Below are 23,418 nucleotides of genomic sequence, written 5' to 3'. Positions count from 1 at the left end.
CGCCAGCATTTCAGAAAAATATGTTAAGCAAAAAATACAATAAGCTGTCCATATGGGCAGCTTATTTACATAATTCTCGATATTGGAAGTTGATTAATATCAGTTCATTTGTTTTTCGAAAGGAGTTATTTTGTTCGTTCAAAGATAATATCAAAGTAATTCGCGTACCCCATAGTTGGTGGCGCAAATAGTTGATTTTATAGGGGGAAAACCTGTAACTAAAGCCTAACATAGGTGTTTTTGTTTAAATTTTGCTTAATTCTCACTAGTAATTAACTAAAAATTTAGAAATCGTTATATAATGAATTTAATTTAAAATTAGGAGTGATTAAATTGCCAGATATGATAAACCTCGTTCTTTTCATCATTATAGCGAGGTGTTAAAACTTCTAATAGAAAGCATATTCGATTAAGAAAGAAGGGGTAGTTATGAAAACTAGTGAAGAAACGCATTGGCAAAGGTTTAAACGTAAGAGTAAATCCCCGAAAGAGTGGTTAAAGAAAGTATACGAATTTTTTATTAATGAACACGTATGGGATGCTATCTTTAAAGTGTTCCTTAAACTAGTATGGGCAGTAAAAGGTATGGGGAAAAGCTTGAAACGGGTAATAGAAAACATATTCAATTAAATTCTATTCTTTCATAATTTCCTCATACGATCGATAATTTCCAATAAATTTGTTTTATATAATGGAGTGTGAATACGACAGTTGATACAGCAATGGCTATAATACCTATATGTGCGTAAAAATTAAAGTAATCATATTTCTGGAAGAAAAATTCAAGGACAGGAAATAAAAGAGTAAGACTAGCAATTAATATTAATTGTTCTTTTTTCATTATCATGCCTCCTTCTTTGTATAATTCAGCATTGATAGAAACAATTCCTATATGAATATCCTATACATGATCAGTTAACATAACGTCCTATTATCGGTAGCAAGGAAAAAGGAGGAACCCTACTCTCACAAGGGAACCTCCTTTTTTTGTTCTATCAATCTATGCAATTTTTTATACATTCCTATTCTGGTGCGGTTTTAGGGTTCTTGTCTGTTATTGGATTAACGAAAAAACTGTATAAAATCTCGCATACTCTTAGCGTGTTTTTTTCAAAAATGCTGGCGATATCTCACATCCATCAACTTATGAATTTTATAATGTCCTCAAACCAAGAATTTCTCGTGTTTTTAGTCCAAAATGTTATTTAATAAAAAAATATCTCGAATTCGAGATAAAATACTTGCTTTTTAATCACTTGAGTTGTAAAGTGATAGTAACGAAAGCGATTGAGTCATATGAAAAACATACACTCAGTTGTTTTCGAGTTAAAAACGAAAGTAACTTATGCAGTAAAAACTAAGATGAATTTACAAAAACATAATGAGAATAAATTGAACAGCTAAAAAACATATTATTTTTTTATCATCACTTGACTAGTAAAACGAAGTGGAGGAATTACAAATGTATAAAATTAAAGGGCATCATCACATTTCAATGGTTACGAAAAATGCAAATGAAAATAATCACTTTTATAAAAATGTGCTTGGATTACGTCGTGTGAAAATGACAGTAAACCAAGATGATCCGTCAATGTATCATTTATTTTACGGAGATAAAACAGGAAGTCCGGGTACAGAGTTATCATTTTTTGAAATTCCTTTAGTAGGAAGAACATATCGCGGTACAAATGCGATTACTCGAATTGGATTACTCGTTCCTTCAGAGGAAAGCTTACATTACTGGAAAGAACGATTTGAGAAATTTGATGTGAAACATAGTGAGATGACAACATATGCAAATCGTCCTGCTTTACAATTTGAGGATGCTGAAGGTCTTCGCTTAGTACTACTCGTTTCAAACGGAGAAAAAGTAGAGCACTGGGAAACTTGGGAGAAATCAGAAGTTCCTGCAAAGCATCAAATTCAAGGAATGGGTTCTGTGGAAATGACAGTTCGTAGACTTGATAAAATGGCGAGTACACTTACAGAGATGTTCGGTTATACAGAGGTTAGCCGAAGCGAAGAGGAAGCAATTTTTCAGTCCATTAAAGGAGAGGCTTTTGGAGAAATCGTTGTGAAATATTTAGATGGTCCTACTGAAAAGCCCGGCCGCGGTAGCATCCACCATTTAGCAATTCGCGTGAAAAACGATGCAGAGCTTGCCTATTGGGAAGAACAGGTGAAACAAAGAGGCTTCCAGTCTTCAGGAATCATCGACCGTTTCTACTTTAAAAGCTTATATTTCCGTGAATCAAACGGAATCTTATTTGAAATTGCGACAGATGGACCAGGATTTACAGTTGATGGCGATGTAGAGCATTTAGGAGAAAAACTTGATTTACCACCGTTCTTAGAAGATCAGCGTGCAGAGATTGAAGCGAATTTAGCACCTATTGAAGAGAAAATATAAAATTTAAAACCATTGGAGGAATATAAAATGAACCAATTAAAAGGAATTCACCACGTTACAGCGATTACAAGTAGTGCAGAAAAAAACTATGAGTTTTTCACTCACGTTTTAGGAATGCGTTTAGTTAAAAAAACAGTAAACCAAGATGACATTCAAACGTATCATTTATTCTTTGCAGATGATAAAGGTAGTGCAGGAACAGATATGACATTCTTTGACTTCCCAGGTGTTCCGAAAGGAGTACACGGTACAAATGAAATTTCAAAAACTTCATTCCGTGTTCCAACTGATGCAGCACTAGCGTATTGGGTGAAACGCTTTGACCGTCTTGAAGTAGAACATACAGGAATTAAAGAGCAATTTGGTAAGAAAACTCTTTCTTTCGTTGACTTTGATGATCAACACTATCAATTAATCTCAGATGAACTTGATAAAGGAATCGAATCAGGTACACCATGGCAAAACGGACCAGTACCATTAGAATACGCAATTACTGGTTTAGGACCTGTATTCATTCGTATCGCAAACTTTAGCTTCTTTAAAGAAGTGTTAGAAAAAGTTTTATTATTTAAAGAGATTGCGCAAGAAGGAGAATTCTATTTATTTGAAGTGAACAAAGGCGGAAACGGTGCCTCTGTCATCGTAGAACATAATACAGTTCTTCCTGAAGCACAACAAGGTTTTGGTACAGTGCACCATGCGGCATTCCGTGTAGAAGATCGCGCTGTATTAGAAGAATGGATTGAGAGAATCAGTAGCGTAGGACTTCCTTCATCTGGCTATGTAAACCGTCACTTCTTCGAATCATTATACGCAAGAGTTGCACCACAAATCTTATTTGAATTTGCAACAGACGGCCCAGGATTTATGGGAGACGAGCCATACGAAACACTTGGTGAAAAATTATCTTTACCTCCATTCCTAGAGCCAAAACGTGAAGAAATTGAAAAATTAGTTCGTCCAATTGATACAGTGAGAAGTACGAAGGAATTTATTAAAGAGTAAAAATAGAGATAGTAAGTAGGAGAGCAAGTAGTTTTAGCGGAGTGCTGGAACTACTTGCTTTTTTATTTATCCTAGTAAGTTTTCTGACAATTATTTCTCAAGTTATTAAAAAGGAAAACTTTGGTATAATTAATTAAAATATTAAATTTTCTGATAATTATTTTTCAATGCATAGAAAAGGAGTGTTAATATACAATTTTAATAATTGTATAAAAATCCTAATTTTGTAATTTTGGAGAAAAGGGGATGCGAGTGTATGGGAGCAGATGTAGTAACGCGGGAGCAAATGAAACATTCTTTAGATGATTGGTATCGTGTAATGTTACAGCAAAATATAGAGAAGGCCACAGAAATGAAAGAGGAGATTGAAAGTAAGATTAGTGGGTTGGATGTGGATCAGGATGTATTACTTTATCATGCGTTGTTGAATTTTAGATATGATGCATTAGTTGATTGGATTTCAGTTAGAGAAGATAGTTTTGATAAAGTGGAATCTTTCGAAATTCCAACAGAGGGCTTTTTAGCTTATTATTATCACTTTTTTAAAGGGTTTCATTGCACATTAATTTCAAATTATAACGAAGCGAAAGAACAGTATGAGCAAGCTGAGAAGTTATTGAAATATATTGCAGATCCGATAGAACATGCGGAGTTTAATTATCGGATGGGATATTTTTACTATCAAGTATATCAGCAAATGTTAGCTTTAGATTATATCAAAAAGGCGAAAGAAATATTTTGTGAACATAAAGGTTACGAAGGAAACGTGGCGTTGTGTCATAACTTCATAGGATTATGTTGTATTGATTTTAAACAGTTTGAGTTAGCGGAGGAAAGTTTTAATACCGCAATCCATTTACTTCAACAACATGATAAAGAAGAAAAACATATTTTAATGGTTAGAAGTAACTTAGGGTGGTTATATAGTAGTCAGAATTTATCAGATTTGGCAATTAGACATTTAAGTGAAGTGACTAAGAAAATGCCTAAGCATTTTAAAGCGATTTTTACTGAAGCAGAGGAAAATTATAAACTGGGCAAAATAGAAATTGCTAATAACTTAATAGAACTAGGGCTGAAAATTTGTAATGAGTTGCAAAATAAAGAATTTCAACATCGCTTTATGATATTGAAGGAATTAAATATTAATTCGAGTGCTAATGAGTTAGAGAAAGTAACTGTGGAAAGTATTTCGTATTTTGAAGAACACTCCCTTTTAGATTGTGTTAAGGAATACGCAGAAATATTAGCTTATAAATTTTATCAAGAAGAAAAACATGAAAAGGCTAGTAAATACTTTTATATTAGTAGCCAAGCTCGAAAAAAACTTTTAAAAGAAGGAGCGCTAAAATAAATGAAAAAAATTAATGTATTGATAGCAGGTTTAGTAATACTACTTTCATTAGGGCTTACTGCTTTTACAGAGTCTGAACAACATGCTTTAAATAGAGGTGATGGTGGCGGAGCACCAGCAAGACCAGACTACGTTAACATTGGAGACACAGGAGGAGCACCAGCAGATAATAAAGGCGACGGCGGCGGAGTAAGCCAACTATAATAACAAAGAAAGGGACTTCAACATGAAGTCCCTTTTTCTATTTTTAGGCCATGTAGAGAAAAGAATTGACTTACTTTAAATATGTAACTATAATAGTTACAGAATAACCATTAGTAATAGAAATGAGTTATATTTTTTTAATATAATTGTAACTGTTTTAGTTACAATTAAAAAGAGAACATAAAACAACCAAAAAATGTAAAAACTTTAAATAGCAACTCAAGAAAGGAGACGGGAACTTTGAAACGGTTTAAGTTTTATTTGATTAGCGGTATTGTGCTTGTTTTGCTTATCGTATGTAACTTCGTTGATAAGCCGATTGCGAAGGTTGAAGAAGTGAAAGATACTGTTATGATGAAGCTGAATACGAAAGAGAGTATGGCGCAAATTGATGGGCAGACGATTTATTTTAAGCAAATTGGTGAGGGGAAACCTCCGTTACTCATGTTGCATGGGTTTGGTGGTTCTTCTGATGGGTTTAGTGATATTTATCCGGAACTAGTGCGAGATCATACGATTATTGCGGTTGATATTTTAGGGTTTGGGCGTTCTTCTAAGCCGGTTGATTTTCAGTATTCGTTTCCTGCGCAAGTGAATTTATATTATAAGTTAATGAAGAAGCTTGGATACGATCAGTTTGCGGTGCTCGGCCATTCAATGGGCGGAGAGATGTCCCTTAATTTAGCGTATTTATATCCGGATGCAGTGACGCATCTCATCTTGGCGGATGCTACAGGGATAGAGTCTTTCCAGCAAAAAGAAAGTTATGAAGTACCACCGCTATCGACGGACTTACAAACTGTAACTGAGATTACGAAGTATAATAAAAATGAAGTAAAAAATAGTCGTGATGATAAAGAGCATTATGATCAGCTTACGAAAATGCGAGAGCGCCGCATTGCGATGGAAGCTGATAAAATTAAGGTACCGACTTTAATTATATGGGGACGACATGATAAGAGTGTTTCGTGGAAAAATGGTGAACTGTATCATGGGCTATTTGCGAATAGTACGTTTCATATTATTGAAAAAGGATACCACGCACCGTTTCGTCAGGAACCAATTGAGTTTATGGAATATGTACAAGCATTTTTCGTGAAGCATCCACAATAAAAATTTTAAGCATAAATCCACTTCTTTCCTCATAGAGTGAAACTAATAAGGCTTGTCTAAGGAAAGGAATGAAGTAGAGTGGAAACTTTACCATGGTGGGTTTATCTTGTAATTGTTGGGATTGTATTAAGTGGCTACATGGTTTTATATACTTCGAAAAAAGAGCAAGATATGGATAATGAGTTTATCGAAAAAGAAGGCGAAGTATATATGAAGCGTTTAGAAGAAGAGCGTGAGAAACGTAATCAGGATAGTGATAAAGATTCGGTATTGCTTTAATAGAAATTTTGAAAGGTTACCACTTAGTAGAAATTATTGCCTAGGTGGTAGCTTTTTTCTTTTGAGGGAGCGGTATATGGTTCATCCACAATCTAGATAGTAGAAGATAAGGAAAGATACTATTTTTTCCTTAAGCTGAGAAGTTAACAATTTATTGTTAGCTTCTTTTCTTTGTGATTAAAATTTTCTTTTCGTTTAGTAAATTTCCTTTTAAAAACTACATAAATCCCTTTGACCAAATATGTAATTCTTTGTAAAATCTTATATATGGAAAGATTATGAATATACAGGGAATCTATGGATAGTAGATTTTAATAAATTATTCGGGGGGAATTTATTAGTTAAGTATATTAACTTGTTTGCACTACATTTTACAAATAAAGGGGTATTAGTAATCATGAAAGCAAAGAAATTAGTAAGTTTAGCGTTACCAGTTATGTTATTGAGTGGTTGTATTACAATTGAAACTGATGGTAAGAAAGCTGAACCAAAGAAAGAAGAAACGCAAAAGGTAGAGAAAGAGAATAAGACTTCTGAAAAAGAGAGTAAGTCAACTGATGGCAAGAAAGAGGATAGCTTGTCTGTAGCGAAAGGTGAAGGTACAAACAGTAGTTCATCAAGTAGTCAACCAAATTCTTCTTCAAATAATTCAACTTCTTCTAGTTCTTCAACTGGTAAGGTAACTGGTTCAGATGTTGAAAGGTACAAGGCAGATATCATAAATAGTGCTACTCAAATTGAAAATACAATGAAATTAATTGAAGGAATAGCAGATTCAGACGTAAAATCATACAAACAAAAGAAAAGTGAAGTACAACTGAGTTTAGGTGGAGCAAAGGCAACTGCTACAAAGCTGAAGAATCTACAAGCGCCTCCAGAGTTACAGGGGGAACAGGCGAAGATAAAGCAGTCGATGGAACTATATGCGGATTGTTTTCAACTTCTCTTTGATGCATTAGATCAAGAAGACGAAAGTAAAATGCATCAATCAGTAAGTAAAGCACAAGAAGGTTCGAAACTGTTTGAAGAGGCAGCGAAGAGTATCGGTAGTAAAACCAACTAAAAATAAAGTATTTAAAGGGGTATTTGTAAGTACAGTTGGTGCAAGTGAAGAGTTAGGAATTAGTTATGGGAACACATTACAAATTTATCAAATGGACGATAATGTTCGTATTCGATATATAAAACAATAAATAATTGGTGAAAAACTCTGTAATAAATTTTACAGGGTTTTTTGTTAGTTCTAGTTTATTTTTTGTCTTCCTAAGCGCTAAGCATACTAGTATAAGTTGAGAAATGAACAAAACGATAATGATAGGCAGATGATGTAACTCCATAGTAACTGTAACCATCTAAAGCCCAATTCATACACTATGATGGAGGCTTTTTACTTACTAATCGGATGAAAAAGGAGTGTAATCATGAAGAAACGTACTGTTAATGAAGCGGGAGGGAATGTGCCACAACCAATCCGCAGCGACGGAGCAGGTGCGATTGATTCTGGACCTCGTAATGTTATGCGGGATATTCAAAATCCGAATATGCTTGTTCCGCCTATAACCGATGCAGGGTTAGTTCCTAACTTGAAGTTTTCATTTTCGGACACTTCTATGATTTTGAAACAAGGCGGGTGGTCTCGGGAGATTACTGCTCGGGAACTACCGGTTTCGACGACGATTGCGGGAGTAAATATGAGTTTAACGGCCGGTGGAGTACGAGAACTACATTGGCATAAAGAAGCGGAATGGGCGTATATGCTTTTAGGACGGGCGCGCATAACGGCTGTTGATCAAAATGGGCGTAATTTTATTGCTGATGTTGGACCAGGTGATCTTTGGTATTTTCCGCCTGGTATTCCGCATTCCATTCAAGGATTGGAACATTGTGAATTTCTACTCGTTTTCGATGATGGGCATTTTTCTGATTTATCTACTTTAGCTATTTCTGATTGGTTTGCGCATACGCCAAAAGAAGTGTTGTCGGCTAATTTCGGAGTACCTGAGAGTGCTTTTCGTTCTATCCCTTCAGATCAAGTTTATATTTATCAAGGAGAGGTGCCAGGTTCGCTTGGAAGTCAGGAAATTCAATCACCGAAAGGAGAAGTTCCTTTAACATTTAAACATGAATTGTTAAAACAAAAGCCGATTAAGACGCCTGGTGGTAGCGTTCGAATTGTAGATTCTACAAATTTCCCTATTTCCAAAACAATCGCAGCAGCGCTCGTTGAGGTTGAGCCTGGTGGAATGAGAGAACTTCATTGGCACCCGAATAATGATGAATGGCAATATTATTTGACAGGGGAAGCGAGAATGACTGTGTTTCTTGGAAATGGTACCGCTCGTACATTTGATTATAGAGCTGGCGATGTCGGATATGTACCGTTTGCGACGGGGCATTATATTCAAAATACAGGTACCGAAACATTATGGTTTTTAGAGATGTTCAGAAGTAATCGTTTTGAAGATGTATCGTTAAATCAATGGATGGCACTGACTCCTAAAGAAATAGTGGAGAGTAATATACATGTTGGCCCGCAAGTAATGGATTCCCTGCGTAAGGAGAAGAGGCCTGTTGTGAAATATCCGGGGTTTTCATATAGTCCGAAAAATGATGAGTAAAAATGAAAATTTGCGTTATTCTTTCTAGAGACTGATAAGAAGGGATGGCGTATTTTTTATGCCTAATCTAGTCTTTATCCCGCTATTTGCCGGGCAGTAAGACCCCACCTCAAAATTCAGCGGAATCAAAGAAGTTAGGTGGGGGACGGGCTGTCCGTAAAAGCCCGATTAGTGAGGGTTGATTAAAGTTTCACTTTATTAGTATCCGTCCCTTGTATTATTGTTCGGGAAATTATTATTGGAGCATAGTATAGGGAAGATACATATAAAAGAGCGCCATTATAAGCTGTAACGTATAAGTTGCGCAGGAAATGCAACGATAACTCGCTTTACTCTTCATCATCTATTTGAACATAATGGGCATAGAGAGGTGATAAACACAGTATGATTTTTAGTGAGCGTTTAAAAGAAGAAAGGGAAAAAAGAAATTGGTCGCAAAATGATTTGGCTGAAAAACTTCATGTGAGCAGGCAATCTGTTTCGAAATGGGAGACGGGAAAGAACTATCCGAGCATTGAAATTATTATTCATTTAAGTGATCTGTTCGGTATTACAATTGATGAACTGCTAAGGAGTGATGAAGAATTGACGCAGAAAGTAATTGAAGATAGTAAGCAATTGGCGTATCCAAAATGGAAGGTGTTTTTTGATAGTCTATTTATGATAGGAGTATTTTTGTTTATTGCAAAAATCGTTGTATGGATGCTAAATAAGTTTGCTGGAGCAAGTATTACAATTGTAGCAGATGCGCCATATGTAATGAATCTTTTGCCCCTTGCATTCATGATTATAGGTGGTATGGGATCGGATAAGTTGAAGAAAATATATAGATAGAGGAAAGATTTGAAAGAAATCCCCTACACTAGCTGTTCTTTTCACTTAAATTGTGTACTATAAAGGATAGGATGACATAAAGAAGGGGATATAGAGAATGGAATTTCATGAACAGAAGATTTTGCCGGCAGTGAGGCAAATTAAAGATTTGGAAAAGCTATTACATAGTTCGTATGAATATATCGTTATTTTAGATATTCATGTCGGTCAATTAAAGAGTGTTATATCACTTGCGAAGCAATATTGTAAAAAGGTATTTTTACATGTGGATTTAATTCATGGTTTGCAGAGTGATGGGCATGCGACGGAATATTTATGTCAGGAGTTTAGACCGTACGGGTTACTTTCAACAAAGGCGAGCGTTATTATGAAGGCGAAGCAAAAAGGTGTTGTGGCAATACAACGCATCTTTTTAATCGATTCGAGTGCGATGGAGAAGAGCTGCAATCTTTTAGATAAGACGAAACCGGATTATATTGAGGTACTTCCTGGAGCAATGACGGATATTATCGCTGAAGTGAAAGAGCGTACTGGTGTACCGATTTTAGCGGGTGGTTTTATTCGTACTGTAGAAGATGTGGAAAGAGCTTTAAACGCTGGTGCGACAGCAATTACGACATCAAAACGCGAACTATGGAAACATTACCAAAAAAAGTGACGAAAATGTGAATTTTTTCGTTGACACCGCTTTCATTTACGGTTAACATTATAGACAAGTTAATAAACGTGACGGAGAAAAGTAGAGATCCACATTTCATTGTTTCTATATAAATTTATATAGAAGCGTGCAAGCTGTGGGTCTTTTTCTTTTGACAAAAACGAATGGCCATTCATTTTACCTCTATCACATTTGGAAGCGTTTAAATTGATTGTGGAGGGATACTATGTCAGCATTTTTAGGAGAGTTAATAGGGACTGCGTTGTTAATCGTACTTGGTGGCGGCGTTTGTGCTGGTGTAAGTTTAAAGAAGTCGTTTGCGAAAGATTCTGGTTGGATTGTAATTACAATGGGCTGGGGCTTAGCGGTAGCGGTTGCAGCATATGCGGTTGGATCAATTAGTGGGGCACATTTGAATCCAGCTTTAACAATAGGATTAGCATTTAAGGGAGCGTTCCCATGGAGTGATGTACCAGGTTATATCGCAGCACAAATGATTGGGGCAATTATCGGGGCAGTTATCGTATATTTACATTACTTACCACACTGGAAAGAAACAGAAGATCCAGGAACAAAGTTAGGTGTATTTGCAACAGGTCCAGCAATTCCGAACACATTTGCAAACCTTTTAAGTGAAATGATTGGAACATTCGTTTTAGTATTTGGTATATTAGCAATTGGTGCAAATAAGTTTGCAGATGGATTAAATCCATTTATCGTAGGTTTCTTAATTGTAAGTATTGGTTTATCATTAGGTGGGACAACAGGATACGCAATTAACCCAGCACGTGATTTAGGTCCGCGTATCGCACACTTCTTCCTTCCGATTGCAGGAAAAGGCGGTTCAAACTGGAAGTATGCATGGATTCCAGTAGTTGGTCCAATTTTAGGTGGATCACTTGCAGGTTTATTCCATCAAGTTGTATTTGAAGGAAAACAAAATTCAGCACTTATTTATGTGATTATCGCAACTGTGATTGTACTAGCAATCTCTTATATGACAAGTAAAAAAAGTGGAAGCAATACAAATAGTAGAAAAGTGGCATAAGGGGGAAACCGATATGAAAAAATATATTCTTTCATTAGACCAAGGAACAACAAGCTCACGCGCAATTCTTTTCAATAAAAAAGGTGAAATTGTTCATTCAGCTCAAAAAGAGTTTACACAACATTTTCCAAAGCCGGGCTGGGTAGAGCATAATGCACAAGAAATTTGGGGATCTATTTTAGCAGTTATCGCAACTTGCTTAAGCGAAGCAGATGTAAAACCAGAACAAATCGCTGGTATCGGTATTACGAACCAACGTGAAACAACGGTTGTCTGGGATAAAACAACTAGTAAACCAATTTACAACGCAATCGTATGGCAATCTCGCCAAACAGCTGAAATTTGTGATGAGTTAAAAGAAAAAGGTTATAGCGAAATGGTTCGCGAAAAAACAGGTCTTTTAATTGATGCATACTTCTCTGGTACGAAAGTAAAATGGATTTTAGATAATGTTGAAGGTGCAAGAGAAAAAGCAGAAAACGGCGATCTATTATTCGGAACAATTGATTCGTGGCTTGTATGGAAACTATCTGGTGGTAAATCACACGTAACAGATTACTCAAACGCATCACGTACGTTAATGTTTAACATTCACGACTTACAGTGGGATGATGAGCTTCTAGAAATGTTAACAGTACCAAAGAGCATGCTTCCAGAAGTACGTCCATCATCTGAAATTTACGGAGAAACAATTGATTACCACTTCTTCGGTCAAAATGTACCGATTGCAGGTGTAGCTGGTGACCAACAAGCAGCATTATTTGGACAAGCTTGTTTCGGTGAAGGTATGGCGAAAAATACTTACGGAACTGGTTGCTTCATGTTAATGAACACAGGTGAAAAAGCAGTAGCTTCTGAGCATGGTCTATTAACAACAATTGCATGGGGAATAGATGGTAAAGTAAACTACGCATTAGAAGGAAGTATTTTCGTAGCAGGTTCTGCAATTCAGTGGTTACGTGACGGAATGCGCATGTTTAAAGATGCAAGTGAGAGTGAAGTGTATGCGAGTCGCGTTGAATCAACTGATGGTGTATACGTTGTACCAGCATTCGTTGGACTAGGAACACCTTATTGGGATAGTGAAGTACGCGGCGCTATGTTTGGTGTAACACGCGGTACGACGAAAGAGCACTTCATTCGTGCAACGCTAGAATCTTTAGCTTACCAAACGAAAGATGTATTATGCGCAATGGAAGCAGATTCAGGTATTGAACTGAAAACATTACGCGTTGATGGCGGAGCGGTTAAAAATAACTTCTTAATGAAGTTCCAAAGTGATATTTTAGATGTTCCTGTAGAGCGTCCAGTAATCAATGAAACAACGGCTCTAGGTGCAGCATACTTAGCTGGTCTTGCGGTTGGATATTGGAAAAACCAAGATGAAATTAAAGAACAGTGGCATATGGACAAACGCTTTGAACCAACGATGGAAGCGAAAACAAGCGAAGAGCTATATGCTGGATGGAAAAAAGCAATTGAAGCAACAAAAGCTTTCAAATAATCATAAACAGTGTTATAATGGTGACAAGTTAATAATTCGGTAGGAGATTTGGAGAGACCACAACGCGCTATAGAGGCGAAATCTATAGCGGAGTTTGTGGTCTCTTTTTTCGTTATCAAAGGGAGGAATTACCATGAAATTTTCAAGTAAACAACGTAAAGACGTATTAAACGGAGTAAATAAACAAGAGTTAGATGTGATCGTAATTGGTGGAGGTATTACTGGTTCTGGTATTGCATTAGATGGAGCAACACGCGGGTTATCAACAATTGTGTTTGAAATGCAGGACTTTGCAGCAGGTACATCAAGTCGTTCAACGAAGCTTGTACACGGTGGTCTACGTTATTTAAAACAACTTGAAGTGAAAATGGTAGCAGAGGTGGGTAAAGAGCGTGCGATCGTATATGAGAACGGTCCCCATGTAACAACACCAGAGTGGATGTTACTTCCGTTCCATACAGGTGGTACGTTCGGATCATTTAGTACATCAATTGGTCTTCGTGTATACGACTTCTTAGCAGGTGTAAAACGAAGTGAGCGCAGAAAGATGTTTAACCGTGAAGAAACATTAAACAAAGAGCCTCTTGTAAAAAAAGAAGGATTAAAAGGCGGCGGTTACTACGTAGAATATCGTACAGATGATGCGCGTCTTACAATTGAAGTAATGAAAGAAGCAATTGAGCACGGCGCAAAAGCTGTTAACTATGCAAAAGTAGACAGTTTCTTATATAAAGATGGAAAAGTATGCGGTGTACGTGTAATCGATTTACTAGACGGAGAAGTATACGAAGTTTACGGTAAGAAAATTGTAAACGCAGCTGGCCCTTGGGTAGATACACTTCGTGAAAAAGATAACTCGAAAAAAGGAAAAGTACTTCAGTTATCAAAAGGTGTTCACTTAGTAATTGACCAAAAACGTTTCCCATTAGGTCAAGCGATTTACTTCGATACACCAGATAAACGTATGGTGTTCGCGATTCCTCGCGGCGGAAAAACTTATGTAGGTACAACAGATACGTTCTACGATAAAGACGCAGCTGTACCACAAATGACAACAGAAGATCGCACATACATCATTAATGCGATTAACTACATGTTCCCAAGCGTGAAAATTACAGAGAAAGACATTGAATCAAGCTGGGCTGGTGTACGTCCGTTAATTTATGAAGAGGGTAAGAGTGCATCTGAAATTTCTCGTAAAGACGAAATTTGGACTTCTGAATCTGGTTTAATTACAATCGCAGGTGGTAAATTAACAGGATACCGCAAAATGGCTGAAATGGTAGTAGACTACGTAACGAACTTACTACAAAAAGAAGGTCATAGCGCATATCCGAAGAGCGACACGAAACATATGCCAATCTCTGGTGGACATGTAGATGGTTCACACGGATTCCCAGCATTCGTTGCGAAAAAAGCTGGCGAAGGTACGAAATATGGTTTAACAACAGCACAAGCAGAAGAATTCGCGAAATTCTATGGTTCTAACGTTGACGTACTATTTGACTTAGCGAAAAAACATAAAGACGAAGCGAAAGAATACAACATGCCGCTTGACGTTCTAATCCCGCTTGTATACGCAATGGATTACGAAATGACAGCAAAACCAGTTGACTTCTTCGTACGCCGCAGAGGCGCTGTATTCTTCAACATCCACTGGGTATATGAGTGGAAAGAAGCAGTAATCAACTACATGGCTGCGAAACTAGGCTGGAGCAAAGAAGAACAAATGAAATATACAGCAGAACTAGAAAAAGCACTAACAGACGCTGTTATTCCTGTAGATCAACAAGAACAGGCAGCTGCGTTAGCATAAAATAGAGAACCACCTGAAGGGGAGCCTTTAGGTGGTTCTTTTTTTATGGAATATTCTTCTAACTATATTGCATAACGACATATGTTGTTATACGATGTATATAAGGTGGTGGTATTGTTGGACAAAGAAATCTTGAAGGGAAGTATAGATATTTTATTACTTTCTATCATTGCAAAACGTGATACATATGGATATGAAATAGCTCAAAGTTTAAAGGATGCAAGTGAAGATTTGTATAGTATGGGGCAGGGAACTTTGTATCCTGCTTTAAAGAGATTAGAGAAAAAGGAGTTTCTTGAATCTTATTGGAATGAATCTGAGAATGGGATGAAAAGGAAATTCTATACTATTACAGATAAAGGGAAAAAAGAATTGCAGAAGAAAGTGAATTCTTGGGAGAGTGTAACAGCATTAATTCAAGCTTGTCAGAAAGGAGTTATTTATGAGTGAATTTGATGAGTATATTAAGTCTATTTTAGCCTATTCAGAACTTAGTGATATTGAACAGGATGAGTTATTTCTAGAAATGTATGATCACTTGAACAGCTTGAAAGAAGAATATATGGAACAAGGTATGAATGAAAAAGAAGCGATTTATAAAGCGATTCAAAGTTTTGGAGAATCAAAAGTTATTGGCGTAGAGATTAATAAATCGGTATACGAAGTTCCTAGACCATTAAAGGTATTATCAAAAATTTTATGTATTCCTTATATAATCATTTGTTTTATTGTCTTTTTAGGAACGTTTATTTCAACTTCTACATTTGACTCTGTTCGCAGTTTGACAGGTGGGACTGTCTATCATCCCATTGAATTTTGGCAGCAATTTTTACATATATCTGATTTAGAAACGTTATTACAACTTTTTGGAATAACACTTTGGCAAATTAAAGATTTTATTGCACATCCAGGTCCTTGGGGAAACTCAACTTATTGGTTAAGTGTTTTACAACATATAATATTAGTAGTTCCATTCGGATTTTTCGTTCCAGTGCTGATTAATAAAGTGACTAACTATAAGAAAGCTCGTAAGTGGTATGTTATGACCTTTCTTGTTTGGGAGATATTACATTTACTAACTTTGTCTGATGTTTTTGATGTGTGGCGGATTGCTATAAATATGCTCGGTGCGTCGGTAGGATATCTTTTATTTATAAGCATGATACAAATAGATAATAAATTTAGGATAATGCGCAAGAAGATATTTGAAAATTAGCTTGCTATTCTGTAGTTTAAATTATACAAATTTAGTTTGATGGTAATAGAGTATTGCTGAAAACATAGGTGCTATATAGTGAGAGGATTTTTTATATTCGTAATAGGTGTTGTTCCTTGTTTACTCATACTGTTATGAAGCGGGTACATAATCCGTCTTTATTGGTGCTATAAATGATGAGAGCGGCACAGCTGAACTTGAAAAAGTCTAGCTGCGTTAGCGTAAAATAGAGAACTACCTGAAGGGGAGCCCTTTAGGTAGTTTTTCTCTTGACTAAAAATAAATAAAATGTGTTACAATGATGATAGAGTATGTAGTGTGAATTTTGCATAAAATAAAAAAGACAGAAGCCTGAGAAACTTCTGCCTTGTGTAACCTAACTTGCTATTGTGGTGGTAGTAGGTGCGGTTATAAGACAATTACATTAACGTTTTAGCCGAGAACCGCCCTTACCTTTTCCACGAAGCAGGGTGGTTCTCGCTTTTTTGTATACAGAAATTAGCCACGGACCGACGTATCTTCTACCGATGACAACGCCAGCTCCGGTTAGGATACCATACACTAATTTAATTATAAACATCGCGATTATATTATCACCTCCCCCCTTTTTTCAAAATGGAAGAGATGATTGCCACACCTACTAGTTATAGCTTATTAAGTTACATTTTAATTGTATTATGTTTTAAAATAGGGAACAAGATATATGGATGAAAATTCCTGTTTTTAAGCAGAGCATTAGTGTCAGGGGACAAGAAGTAAATAAATATTCATAAAAAAACGGTATGGACATTACAATCCGTATTTTTTTATACATTTATAAAACTTTTCCATACAGTGCGTCGTCTAATATATGGGAAGGAGGAAATGATGTGGATGAATTAACGATAGAAGCGTTTGAAATAGAAGATAAGGAGGACCTTATCGACGAAATAATGAACAAGTATGGACAAGAAGTCCTGCAGCTTGTGTATTCGTATGTGAATAATAAAGAGGTTGCGGAGGATTTAACGCAAGATATATTCGTGAAATGTTATAAATCTCTTCATACATATAAAGGGAAATCGAATGTGAAAACGTGGTTATGGAGAATTGCGATTAATCAATGTAAGGACTATATAAAAAGTTGGTATAACAAAAAGGTAATCGTTACAGAGGATGAATTTGCGTATATTGGGATTCAAAATGATAGTGTCGAACAAACTGTCATTCAAAATGCGGAGGATAGTAGGTTGGCTTCTGCGGTAATGAGTTTACCGATAAAATATCGAGAAGTCATTTATCTATTTTATTATGAAGAATTATCAATTAAAGAGATTGCTATGGTAATAGACGTAAAGGAAAATACGATAAAAACGAGACTGAAAAAAGCGAAGGAACTTTTGAAGAAAGGATTGGAGGGATAATCAAATGGAAGATCGATTAAAAGGCTTGCGAAAATCAATGGAGAACACAACGTTTAAACATTTGAGTTTTTCTGATCAGCACCAGAAGCAGGTGCGCGAAAAAATTAAGCAATCGTCCGAAAAGGAAGAAGATATCCTTTTAGCAGTGTTACAACTTCTTATGAATGAAAAAACGGGTTATGAATTGATGCAGTTGCTAAGAGGGAGAGGGATTCAAAAATTCGAAGGTGGTGAAGGGTCTCTATACACTTTATTACATCGTCTAGAACAAAATCGCTTTATCCAATCTAGCTGGGATCACGCGGGAGCTAAATATTATCAATTAAATGATAAAGGAAATAAAATGCTGCGAAAGGCAGAGAAGAATGCTACGAAGGCACGATTTATATTAAAAGGATTAGTACAGGAGTGAGAAAAAATTGAGCAAAAAAGGGGAGCGTTTTTTAAAAGAAGTTACGAACCATATTAAATCAAAAGAAGCAAAGGACTTGGTGGCAACAGAACTAGACTTTCACTTGAAACAGACGAAGAATATGTGGATAGAGAAAGGCTTAAGTGAGGAAGTTGCTGAAGATAAGGCTGTTGAACAAATGGGAAGTCCAATTAAGCTTGGCCAGGAACTTAATAAACTACATAAGCCAAAGGTTGATTGGTTCTTAATTGGTTTATTAGTGGCTGCGATGGGGCTAGGATTTTTGCCAGTTATAGCGCTTGGACATGCTGACTTATTAATGAATAAGGTGATATTTGTAATTCTCGGTGTTACAACAGCGATTGGGATGATGCTATTTGATTATCGGAAGTTAGAGAGACTCGGGTGGCTGTTTTATACAATTGGTGTACTTATCTTGTTAATGATAAAGTGTTTTCCGACTGCTTTTTTGAATGGTGAGCCATTAATGAAAATTGGTTCCATCATAATTGACTGTCTAATGACAATACCATTCTTCCTTCTAGCCTGGGCTTCTTTTTTCAATAACAGTAGATTAAAGTTTATACATCTTCTCATGTTGTATTTATTTTCTTTATATTTATTTCTAACTACATCAACTCTTTTACCACTGTTCATCTATATCACGATGGTATTTGTTATGCTTTGGTGGAGTAAGCTAGGAAAGAAAACGGCCTGGCTCATTACAATGTTACCGATTTGTTTCTTTATTATTAGGGATTTATTTTCCTGGTCTGCCGTAAAAGAATACCGGATAGCTAGAATTTTAGGGTTTTTAAACCCAGAGCATGATCAATGGTATTTACGTTTAAAAGAGGCAATGGCATCGGTAGGTTGGTTTGGTACATATGGAAATATAAAGTCTATCCCTGCTACTCATACTGATTTTGTATTTGCAAGTTTGACTTACTATTATGGATATGTGCTTGCGCTAGTTCTTGTCTTGATTTTGTCTCTTTTTGCAGTAAGAATAATGAATATAGCTTATAAAATAAATGATGGTTATGGTAAATTACTCCTCGTTGGTGGAGTAACTCTTTTTGTATTCCATTTCGTTTATAACGTTGGCATGATTCTTGGGATATTACCACGTGTCTCTATATCATTACCCTTTATTAGTTACGGCTTGATACCAACTCTATTTCACGCATTTATAATGGGAATCGTGCTAAGTGTATATCGACGTAAAGATATTCCTTTTAGAATGAGAAAAACACCTTGATGATTATCAAGGTGTTTTCATTATAAGCTCAAAACTCTCCGAATCAGCCCCAAGCACAAAAGGACTAACCTCGCCAACGCTATAAAGTTGCAACTCATGCATCGCCCGCGTACAAGCAGTGTAGAACAATCTACGAACGCTCTCATGGCTGTACACATCTTTAGAAGCATTGTAAATAATAACAGCATCAAATTCGATACCTTTCGCTAAGTAAGCAGGGATTACGACAATGCCTTGCTCATACTCGGCTGAGTTACTCTTCACGAGTTTAATATTATCGATATGATTAAGTGCTTCGTATGCAGCTGCGCTTTCAGCTGCAGATTTACATATAATTGCGATCGTATTGTGCTGCTCTTTTTGTAGTTCAGCAACTTTGGCAGTAATACGTTCGTGCAGTTCGTTGACATTCGATACTTTCGTCACTGTAGGTTTCTCGCCGTCACGTTCAAAGGCGTGAATGTTCTTGCCTTCCGGTACGAGAGCACGTGTAAATTCAATAATCGGTTTTGTTGAGCGGTAGCTACGAGTTAAGTTAATGCCGTTTGTTTCGTCTGGACCGTATAAATTTGTAAGTGTATCGAAATTAACCGTTTCACTCGCATGAGCAAATATCGCTTGGTTAAAGTCTCCGAGTACCGTCATTCTTGCGGCAGGGAAGAGACGTTTTAAAAACTCGAACTGAAACGGAGAATAATCTTGCGCTTCGTCTACGAGTACGTGTTTAATCGATCTGTTCGTTTGGAAGCCTTCAATTAATTCTTTTAAAAGTAAGAATGGAGTCGCATCCTCGTAATATAGTTTTCCTTCATCAAGCATGTTTACTGTTAAGGAGCAAATGTCATCCCACTCTTTCGGTTTTTTCTCAGTAACCCATGATGCATCTGTGAAGAGTTGTTTATATATGCCTGTGAAATTGATAAAGCGTAATGTTTGAACGCCTTTACGCAGTGGCTTCAATTTTTTACGGACAATCATACGTCCAAGTACTCTCGTTTCTTTTTCAAAATCATTAAAGGAGTTGTCGTCAAACTCTCCTTTTTTCTGCAAATATTTATAAGCTTTTTGGTATTCATCTTTACTAAGTAATTCAATTTCTTCTTCTACCCAAGGCTTTTTCAGTTCTGCTTTTTCAAGTGCATCTATTTGCTTATTTAGCCAATCCGTTAACTTCTCAATTCGACTATGGAAGCGGAGGGAGGAGTCGGTATTGTAAAATTGCTCTGTAATTTCTTTCGCAGAAACAATCAGTTTTCCTCTAAATTTCATTCCTCTAAATAGCATGCCTGAAGATTCAAGAGATTGTCTGTACGCTCTAATCATCTCGAAAAATTGAGTGGATGCTTTAAATCGGATGCTCGCATTTCTCGTTTTATAGGTAGGATTATTCGTTTCAGTTAACATATATTCTAATTGTTCATAAGGATCTTCAACTTCAAATGACTTACTTAGTCTATGATTTAAATATTCTTGGAATGTAACTTGCTGCATATTTTCTTCACCGAGTTCAGGTAGTACGTTAGAAACGTAGCTATTGAACATAGAGTTAGGAGAGAAGAGAATAATTTGATCTGCTTTTAGCCATTCGCGATATTTATATAGTAAGTAGGCGATTCGTTGTAATGCAGCTGATGTTTTACCACTACCAGCGGCTCCTTGCACGATAAGGAGTCGGCCTTCATCGTGACGGATAATTTCATTTTGCTCGCGCTGAATCGTAGCAACAATGCTTTGCATATGTTTGTTCGTGCCTTTTCCAAGCGCTTGTTGCAAGATTTCATCACCAATTGTAAGGCTCGTATCGAACATAGAATCAATCTCGCCATTTTGAATAATGTATTGTAATTTTTTCTCCACATTACCGTGGATTACGCCGCCTGGTGTACTGTATTCAGCCGGTCCTGGTGGATAATCGTAGTATACACTCGAAATAGGTGCGCGCCAGTCATATATAAGGAAGTTTTCTCCGCTTGCATCCGTAAGTGTAGCGACGCCGATATAAATTTGATCCGCTGCAGATTCTCCTTCTTCTTTGAAATCAATTCGTCCGAAATAAGGTGCTTTATGCATGCGTCTTAATGCGGCAAGTCGATTAAAGGTGTGCTTATGGGTAATTTGTGTAACAGCTAGTGACTGAGCTTGTTGTCTTAAGTTGATAACTGTTTCAAGATAATCATCGAAAGTATCCGTGTTCACTTTCACATCATCCCAAAAGTGTTTACGAATATTGATTACTTCTGCTCGGCGTCTGCCAGTTTCGTTTTCCAGTTTATCAATTTGCTCCGTAATTGTCTCGATTACGGTATCCAATCTTTTTTGCTCTAGATCAAGTTTTTTGTTCATACGGTAAGCACTCCTTTAAAAGTGAAAAATAGAGGTTGACTGAAGATGTGTTTTGGTGTACAATTAAGATACGGATAAATACGTTCCTTTTGTTTTATGAAACGTGTTTCTGTTCTAATTTAACATAGTTTTTTCATTTAATCAATGATAATAAGATAAACCTTGGTTCTACGTGGCGTGGATCAAGGTTTTTTTGTGTTTGAAGAGGGAGTCACGCTTGTTGTCGTTTTTTGTCGGTAAGTCGATATATTTCGAAAATCGCTGATATAATTGGAGTTGCGCTGATATATTTTGAAAATCGCCGATATAATTTCATTTACCGAATCTAGATATAACTACCGGGAGAAGAGGGGATAAAAAAAGCTCGGGCCTAAGCCCAAGCTTTTTACTGCATTATTTCTTTTCTTCTTTTTTAGCGTCAGCTTTTTTCTCTTCGAAAAGATCTTTTAAATCTTTATCGTCAACTTTTACGTCAGCTTTTTTGATTTCTTTCATCATAAGATCATTCATGAATGCAGCATCTTGTGCTTTCTTCTGAACTAGATCTTTTTTGATGTCGCCTTTTACTTCATCAAATGGTTTTTGTTCTTTAATGTCTGTTACTTTAATGATGTGGTAACCGAATTGTGATTTCACAGGTTCGCTTACTTCATCTTTTTTCAGCTTGTAAGCAGCATCTTCGAATTCTTTAACCATTTTACCAGCAGTAAAGTAGCCAAGGTCTCCGCCTTTTTCTTTTGAACCAGTATCTTCAGAGTATTGTTTCGCTAACTCTTCGAAAGATTTACCTTGTCCAAGTTCTTCTTTTACCTTTTTCGCAGTAGCTTCATCTTTTACAAGAATGTGGCTTGCTTTAATTTCAGGCTTGTAGTTTTCTTTTAGTTCTTTATCAGTGATTGTTTTCTCGATAGCTTTTTCTTGAGCTAATTGAGCACGCACACCAGTTTTTATCGTTTCTTCTTTAATACCTTGTTGTTTTAATAGTGTATCGAATTGATCACCGTATTGTTTTTTCATTTCATCGAACTTTTTGTCTACATCTTTGTCTTCAACTTTGTAGTTTTTAATAAGTACTTTTTCCATAACCATGTTGTTTAGTACTTGTTTACCAGCTTGTGTCTTCATTTGATTGTAGAATTCTTCTTTTGTAATGTCACCAGCTTTAGATGTAACAATTTTGTCTGATGATGATGTTCCACATGCTGATAATGCGATTACACTTGTTGCGGCTAAGGCAAGCATAGCTTTCTTCATTCGATAAACACTCCTACTATTATGTATTTTTAATTTATCCTACACCAATGAATTTTGATTCATAAGAGCCCGATTAAGTCTCACTGATACTTTTGCTTTTTTATATTGGTAAAGCGCGCTTAACAGGGCTTACCGTGGCTGAGGATAAAGTTTTGATGAATGTTTTGTTCTATAGTATAAGCAATATGTACAAAATTTAATATATCATATTTCGAACCGTTTTCATATTGATAAAGAAAAATTAACCAGCACGTGTCAGATTTTGAAAGTGTGCCATATTGGGCGTATGCCGCATATACAGAATAGAGGAGGGGATGGGGATGAATTCTCAACTTATTTTATTACTTGTACTGTTTATTTTATTGGTTATTGTAGGTATAATTTGCTTATAGAGGAAAAAAGTGAGGAAGGGGCTTTCCTTCCTCACTTTCCATGAAATATAATTTCTATATAACTAGAAATTAATAAAATTGTTATACATACATTAATAACCCGAAAGACACCGGGCTGGCGGCTCGCAGCTATTTGTTTTCGTTCACACAGTGTATGTGTCATGAAATTCGTGTAAAATATAACAAGAAGTGCGAATGCGACAAAAACAACTGTTATAAGTGTCATGAGGCGAGACCTCCTTTTGGCTAAAATACATATACATATATTGTATCACACGATATTTTGTTCGTGTT

At 36.2% G+C, this 23,418-nt stretch carries 25 protein-coding genes; 20 read left to right on the top strand and 5 right to left on the bottom strand.

Translation table 11 applies throughout. The features are described from left to right. The first annotated feature begins 429 nt into the window (after positions 1–429). Positions 430–630, top strand: a complete 201-nt coding sequence (locus ES895_RS11195; RefSeq protein ID WP_000858032.1) for a hypothetical protein — start codon at positions 430–432, stop codon at positions 628–630. 22 nt (positions 631–652) lie between these two features. On the opposite strand, the gene ES895_RS11190 is transcribed toward ES895_RS11195, so the two are convergent. Continuing rightward, positions 653–841, bottom strand: coding sequence for a hypothetical protein (locus tag ES895_RS11190; RefSeq protein ID WP_000712159.1), 189 nt, complete (start codon positions 839–841; stop codon positions 653–655). A gap of 621 nt (positions 842–1,462) precedes the next feature. Between ES895_RS11190 and ES895_RS11180 the strand changes: the two genes are divergently transcribed. The 16 genes from ES895_RS11180 to ES895_RS11105 all read left to right on the top strand — a co-directional run bounded on the left by ES895_RS11180 (position 1,463) and on the right by ES895_RS11105 (position 16,059). Continuing rightward, positions 1,463–2,410 (top strand): ring-cleaving dioxygenase, encoded by a 948-nt coding sequence (locus ES895_RS11180; RefSeq protein WP_074624889.1) that lies wholly within the window; start codon positions 1,463–1,465, stop codon positions 2,408–2,410. A 27-nt stretch (positions 2,411–2,437) separates the two neighbouring features. Continuing rightward, the gene (locus ES895_RS11175; RefSeq protein WP_098295546.1) at positions 2,438–3,415 is read left to right on the top strand and encodes a ring-cleaving dioxygenase; all 978 of its coding nucleotides are present in this window, start codon (positions 2,438–2,440) and stop codon (positions 3,413–3,415) included. Between the two features lie 256 nt (positions 3,416–3,671). Continuing rightward, positions 3,672–4,769: a response regulator aspartate phosphatase gene (locus tag ES895_RS11170; protein WP_000500590.1), complete on the top strand. Its 1,098-nt coding sequence runs from the start codon at positions 3,672–3,674 to the stop codon at positions 4,767–4,769. Further along, positions 4,770–4,973 (top strand): hypothetical protein, encoded by a 204-nt coding sequence (locus ES895_RS11165; protein ID WP_000723609.1) that lies wholly within the window; start codon positions 4,770–4,772, stop codon positions 4,971–4,973. It begins immediately after the preceding gene. Between the two features lie 240 nt (positions 4,974–5,213). Next, entirely contained in the window at positions 5,214–6,086 is an 873-nt protein-coding gene (locus ES895_RS11160; RefSeq protein ID WP_000819469.1) for an alpha/beta fold hydrolase, read from the top strand. Positions 6,087–6,164: 78 nt separating this feature from the next. Then, entirely contained in the window at positions 6,165–6,365 is a 201-nt protein-coding gene (locus ES895_RS11155; RefSeq protein ID WP_000449223.1) for a sporulation YhaL family protein, read from the top strand. A 397-nt stretch (positions 6,366–6,762) separates the two neighbouring features. Further along, on the top strand, positions 6,763–7,428 hold the full coding sequence (locus ES895_RS11150; protein WP_098279428.1) for a DUF7018 domain-containing (lipo)protein: 666 nt from the start codon (positions 6,763–6,765) through the stop codon (positions 7,426–7,428). After that, positions 7,388–7,558: a hypothetical protein gene (locus tag ES895_RS29250; RefSeq protein WP_162840099.1), complete on the top strand. Its 171-nt coding sequence runs from the start codon at positions 7,388–7,390 to the stop codon at positions 7,556–7,558. The genes ES895_RS11150 and ES895_RS29250 overlap by 41 nt, the downstream gene beginning before the upstream one ends. Before the next feature lie 228 nt (positions 7,559–7,786). Further along, positions 7,787–8,983, top strand: coding sequence for an oxalate decarboxylase family bicupin (locus ES895_RS11140; RefSeq protein ID WP_135238343.1), 1,197 nt, complete (start codon positions 7,787–7,789; stop codon positions 8,981–8,983). 384 nt (positions 8,984–9,367) lie between these two features. Further along, positions 9,368–9,817: a helix-turn-helix domain-containing protein gene (locus tag ES895_RS11135; protein ID WP_000577656.1), complete on the top strand. Its 450-nt coding sequence runs from the start codon at positions 9,368–9,370 to the stop codon at positions 9,815–9,817. Positions 9,818–9,914: 97 nt separating this feature from the next. After that, positions 9,915–10,475 carry a glycerol uptake operon antiterminator GlpP gene (glpP, locus tag ES895_RS11130; RefSeq protein WP_000394286.1) on the top strand — a complete coding sequence of 187 codons (561 nt, stop codon included), beginning with the start codon at positions 9,915–9,917 and terminating at the stop codon, positions 10,473–10,475. Between the two features lie 226 nt (positions 10,476–10,701). Continuing rightward, complete coding sequence (gene glpF, locus ES895_RS11125) at positions 10,702–11,523, top strand: glycerol uptake facilitator protein GlpF (RefSeq protein WP_001272195.1); 822 nt, start codon at positions 10,702–10,704, stop codon at positions 11,521–11,523. A 13-nt stretch (positions 11,524–11,536) separates the two neighbouring features. Further along, positions 11,537–13,027 carry a glycerol kinase GlpK gene (glpK, locus tag ES895_RS11120; protein WP_000760015.1) on the top strand — a complete coding sequence of 497 codons (1,491 nt, stop codon included), beginning with the start codon at positions 11,537–11,539 and terminating at the stop codon, positions 13,025–13,027. A gap of 133 nt (positions 13,028–13,160) precedes the next feature. Beyond that, positions 13,161–14,843 carry an aerobic glycerol-3-phosphate dehydrogenase gene (gene glpD / locus ES895_RS11115; protein WP_000672831.1) on the top strand — a complete coding sequence of 561 codons (1,683 nt, stop codon included), beginning with the start codon at positions 13,161–13,163 and terminating at the stop codon, positions 14,841–14,843. A 117-nt stretch (positions 14,844–14,960) separates the two neighbouring features. Then, positions 14,961–15,293, top strand: a complete 333-nt coding sequence (locus tag ES895_RS11110; RefSeq protein WP_000356630.1) for a PadR family transcriptional regulator — start codon at positions 14,961–14,963, stop codon at positions 15,291–15,293. After that, positions 15,286–16,059: a VanZ family protein gene (locus ES895_RS11105; RefSeq protein WP_097814072.1), complete on the top strand. Its 774-nt coding sequence runs from the start codon at positions 15,286–15,288 to the stop codon at positions 16,057–16,059. The genes ES895_RS11110 and ES895_RS11105 overlap by 8 nt, the downstream gene beginning before the upstream one ends. A 424-nt stretch (positions 16,060–16,483) precedes the next feature. Here the strand turns inward: ES895_RS11105 and ES895_RS29245 are convergent, their stop codons facing one another. Next, positions 16,484–16,639, bottom strand: coding sequence for a hypothetical protein (locus ES895_RS29245; RefSeq protein ID WP_000469930.1), 156 nt, complete (start codon positions 16,637–16,639; stop codon positions 16,484–16,486). A 289-nt stretch (positions 16,640–16,928) separates the two neighbouring features. On the opposite strand from ES895_RS29245, the gene ES895_RS11100 reads away from it, so the two are divergent. The 3 genes from ES895_RS11100 to ES895_RS11090 are packed head-to-tail and all read left to right on the top strand — an operon-like array spanning position 16,929 to position 19,135. Next, complete coding sequence (locus ES895_RS11100) at positions 16,929–17,462, top strand: sigma-70 family RNA polymerase sigma factor (protein WP_097862869.1); 534 nt, start codon at positions 16,929–16,931, stop codon at positions 17,460–17,462. Between the two features lie 4 nt (positions 17,463–17,466). Next, positions 17,467–17,874, top strand: a complete 408-nt coding sequence (locus ES895_RS11095) for a PadR family transcriptional regulator (protein WP_000390151.1) — start codon at positions 17,467–17,469, stop codon at positions 17,872–17,874. Positions 17,875–17,881: 7 nt separating this feature from the next. Then, positions 17,882–19,135: an FtsW/RodA/SpoVE family cell cycle protein gene (locus ES895_RS11090; RefSeq protein ID WP_135238342.1), complete on the top strand. Its 1,254-nt coding sequence runs from the start codon at positions 17,882–17,884 to the stop codon at positions 19,133–19,135. A gap of 6 nt (positions 19,136–19,141) precedes the next feature. Here ES895_RS11090 and helD read toward each other — a convergent pair whose 3' ends face one another. The 3 genes from helD to ES895_RS11070 form a co-directional block, all read right to left on the bottom strand. After that, positions 19,142–21,478 carry an RNA polymerase recycling motor HelD gene (gene helD / locus ES895_RS11085; RefSeq protein WP_097814070.1) on the bottom strand — a complete coding sequence of 779 codons (2,337 nt, stop codon included), beginning with the start codon at positions 21,476–21,478 and terminating at the stop codon, positions 19,142–19,144. 393 nt (positions 21,479–21,871) lie between these two features. After that, a complete protein-coding gene (gene prsA, locus ES895_RS11080) occupies positions 21,872–22,732 on the bottom strand; it encodes a peptidylprolyl isomerase PrsA (protein ID WP_097814069.1) in 861 nt (286 codons plus the stop codon). Between the two features lie 423 nt (positions 22,733–23,155). Next, on the bottom strand, positions 23,156–23,350 hold the full coding sequence (locus tag ES895_RS11070) for a hypothetical protein (protein WP_000172690.1): 195 nt from the start codon (positions 23,348–23,350) through the stop codon (positions 23,156–23,158). Positions 23,351–23,418: the final 68 nt, after the last annotated feature.

Source organism: Bacillus sp. 007/AIA-02/001 (assembly GCF_004634455.1).
In the GTDB taxonomy this organism is placed as follows: domain Bacteria; phylum Bacillota; class Bacilli; order Bacillales; family Bacillaceae_G; genus Bacillus_A; species Bacillus_A cereus.
Note: the sequence above shows the minus strand (reverse complement) of the source record. Positions and strands in the feature narration are given on the sequence as shown.

Bases quoted from the DNA above. Each gene is read 5' to 3' on its own strand.
- ES895_RS11195 (WP_000858032.1), top strand. From the start codon at position 430: ATGAAAACTAGTGAAGAAACGCATTGGCAAAGGTTTAAACGTAAGAGT.
- ES895_RS11105 (WP_097814072.1), top strand. From the start codon at position 15,286: ATGAGTGAATTTGATGAGTATATTAAGTCTATTTTAGCCTATTCAGAA.
- ES895_RS11170 (WP_000500590.1), top strand. From the start codon at position 3,672: ATGGGAGCAGATGTAGTAACGCGGGAGCAAATGAAACATTCTTTAGAT.
- ES895_RS11175 (WP_098295546.1), top strand. From the start codon at position 2,438: ATGAACCAATTAAAAGGAATTCACCACGTTACAGCGATTACAAGTAGT.
- ES895_RS11140 (WP_135238343.1), top strand. From the start codon at position 7,787: ATGAAGAAACGTACTGTTAATGAAGCGGGAGGGAATGTGCCACAACCA.
- glpF (WP_001272195.1), top strand. From the start codon at position 10,702: ATGTCAGCATTTTTAGGAGAGTTAATAGGGACTGCGTTGTTAATCGTA.
- ES895_RS11180 (WP_074624889.1), top strand. From the start codon at position 1,463: ATGTATAAAATTAAAGGGCATCATCACATTTCAATGGTTACGAAAAAT.
- ES895_RS11070 (WP_000172690.1), bottom strand. From the start codon at position 23,350: ATGACACTTATAACAGTTGTTTTTGTCGCATTCGCACTTCTTGTTATA.
- ES895_RS29245 (WP_000469930.1), bottom strand. From the start codon at position 16,639: ATGTTTATAATTAAATTAGTGTATGGTATCCTAACCGGAGCTGGCGTT.
- prsA (WP_097814069.1), bottom strand. From the start codon at position 22,732: ATGAAGAAAGCTATGCTTGCCTTAGCCGCAACAAGTGTAATCGCATTA.
- ES895_RS11135 (WP_000577656.1), top strand. From the start codon at position 9,368: ATGATTTTTAGTGAGCGTTTAAAAGAAGAAAGGGAAAAAAGAAATTGG.
- ES895_RS11095 (WP_000390151.1), top strand. From the start codon at position 17,467: ATGGAAGATCGATTAAAAGGCTTGCGAAAATCAATGGAGAACACAACG.
- ES895_RS11150 (WP_098279428.1), top strand. From the start codon at position 6,763: ATGAAAGCAAAGAAATTAGTAAGTTTAGCGTTACCAGTTATGTTATTG.
- glpD (WP_000672831.1), top strand. From the start codon at position 13,161: ATGAAATTTTCAAGTAAACAACGTAAAGACGTATTAAACGGAGTAAAT.
- ES895_RS11165 (WP_000723609.1), top strand. From the start codon at position 4,770: ATGAAAAAAATTAATGTATTGATAGCAGGTTTAGTAATACTACTTTCA.
- helD (WP_097814070.1), bottom strand. From the start codon at position 21,478: ATGAACAAAAAACTTGATCTAGAGCAAAAAAGATTGGATACCGTAATC.
- ES895_RS11190 (WP_000712159.1), bottom strand. From the start codon at position 841: ATGAAAAAAGAACAATTAATATTAATTGCTAGTCTTACTCTTTTATTT.
- glpK (WP_000760015.1), top strand. From the start codon at position 11,537: ATGAAAAAATATATTCTTTCATTAGACCAAGGAACAACAAGCTCACGC.
- glpP (WP_000394286.1), top strand. From the start codon at position 9,915: ATGGAATTTCATGAACAGAAGATTTTGCCGGCAGTGAGGCAAATTAAA.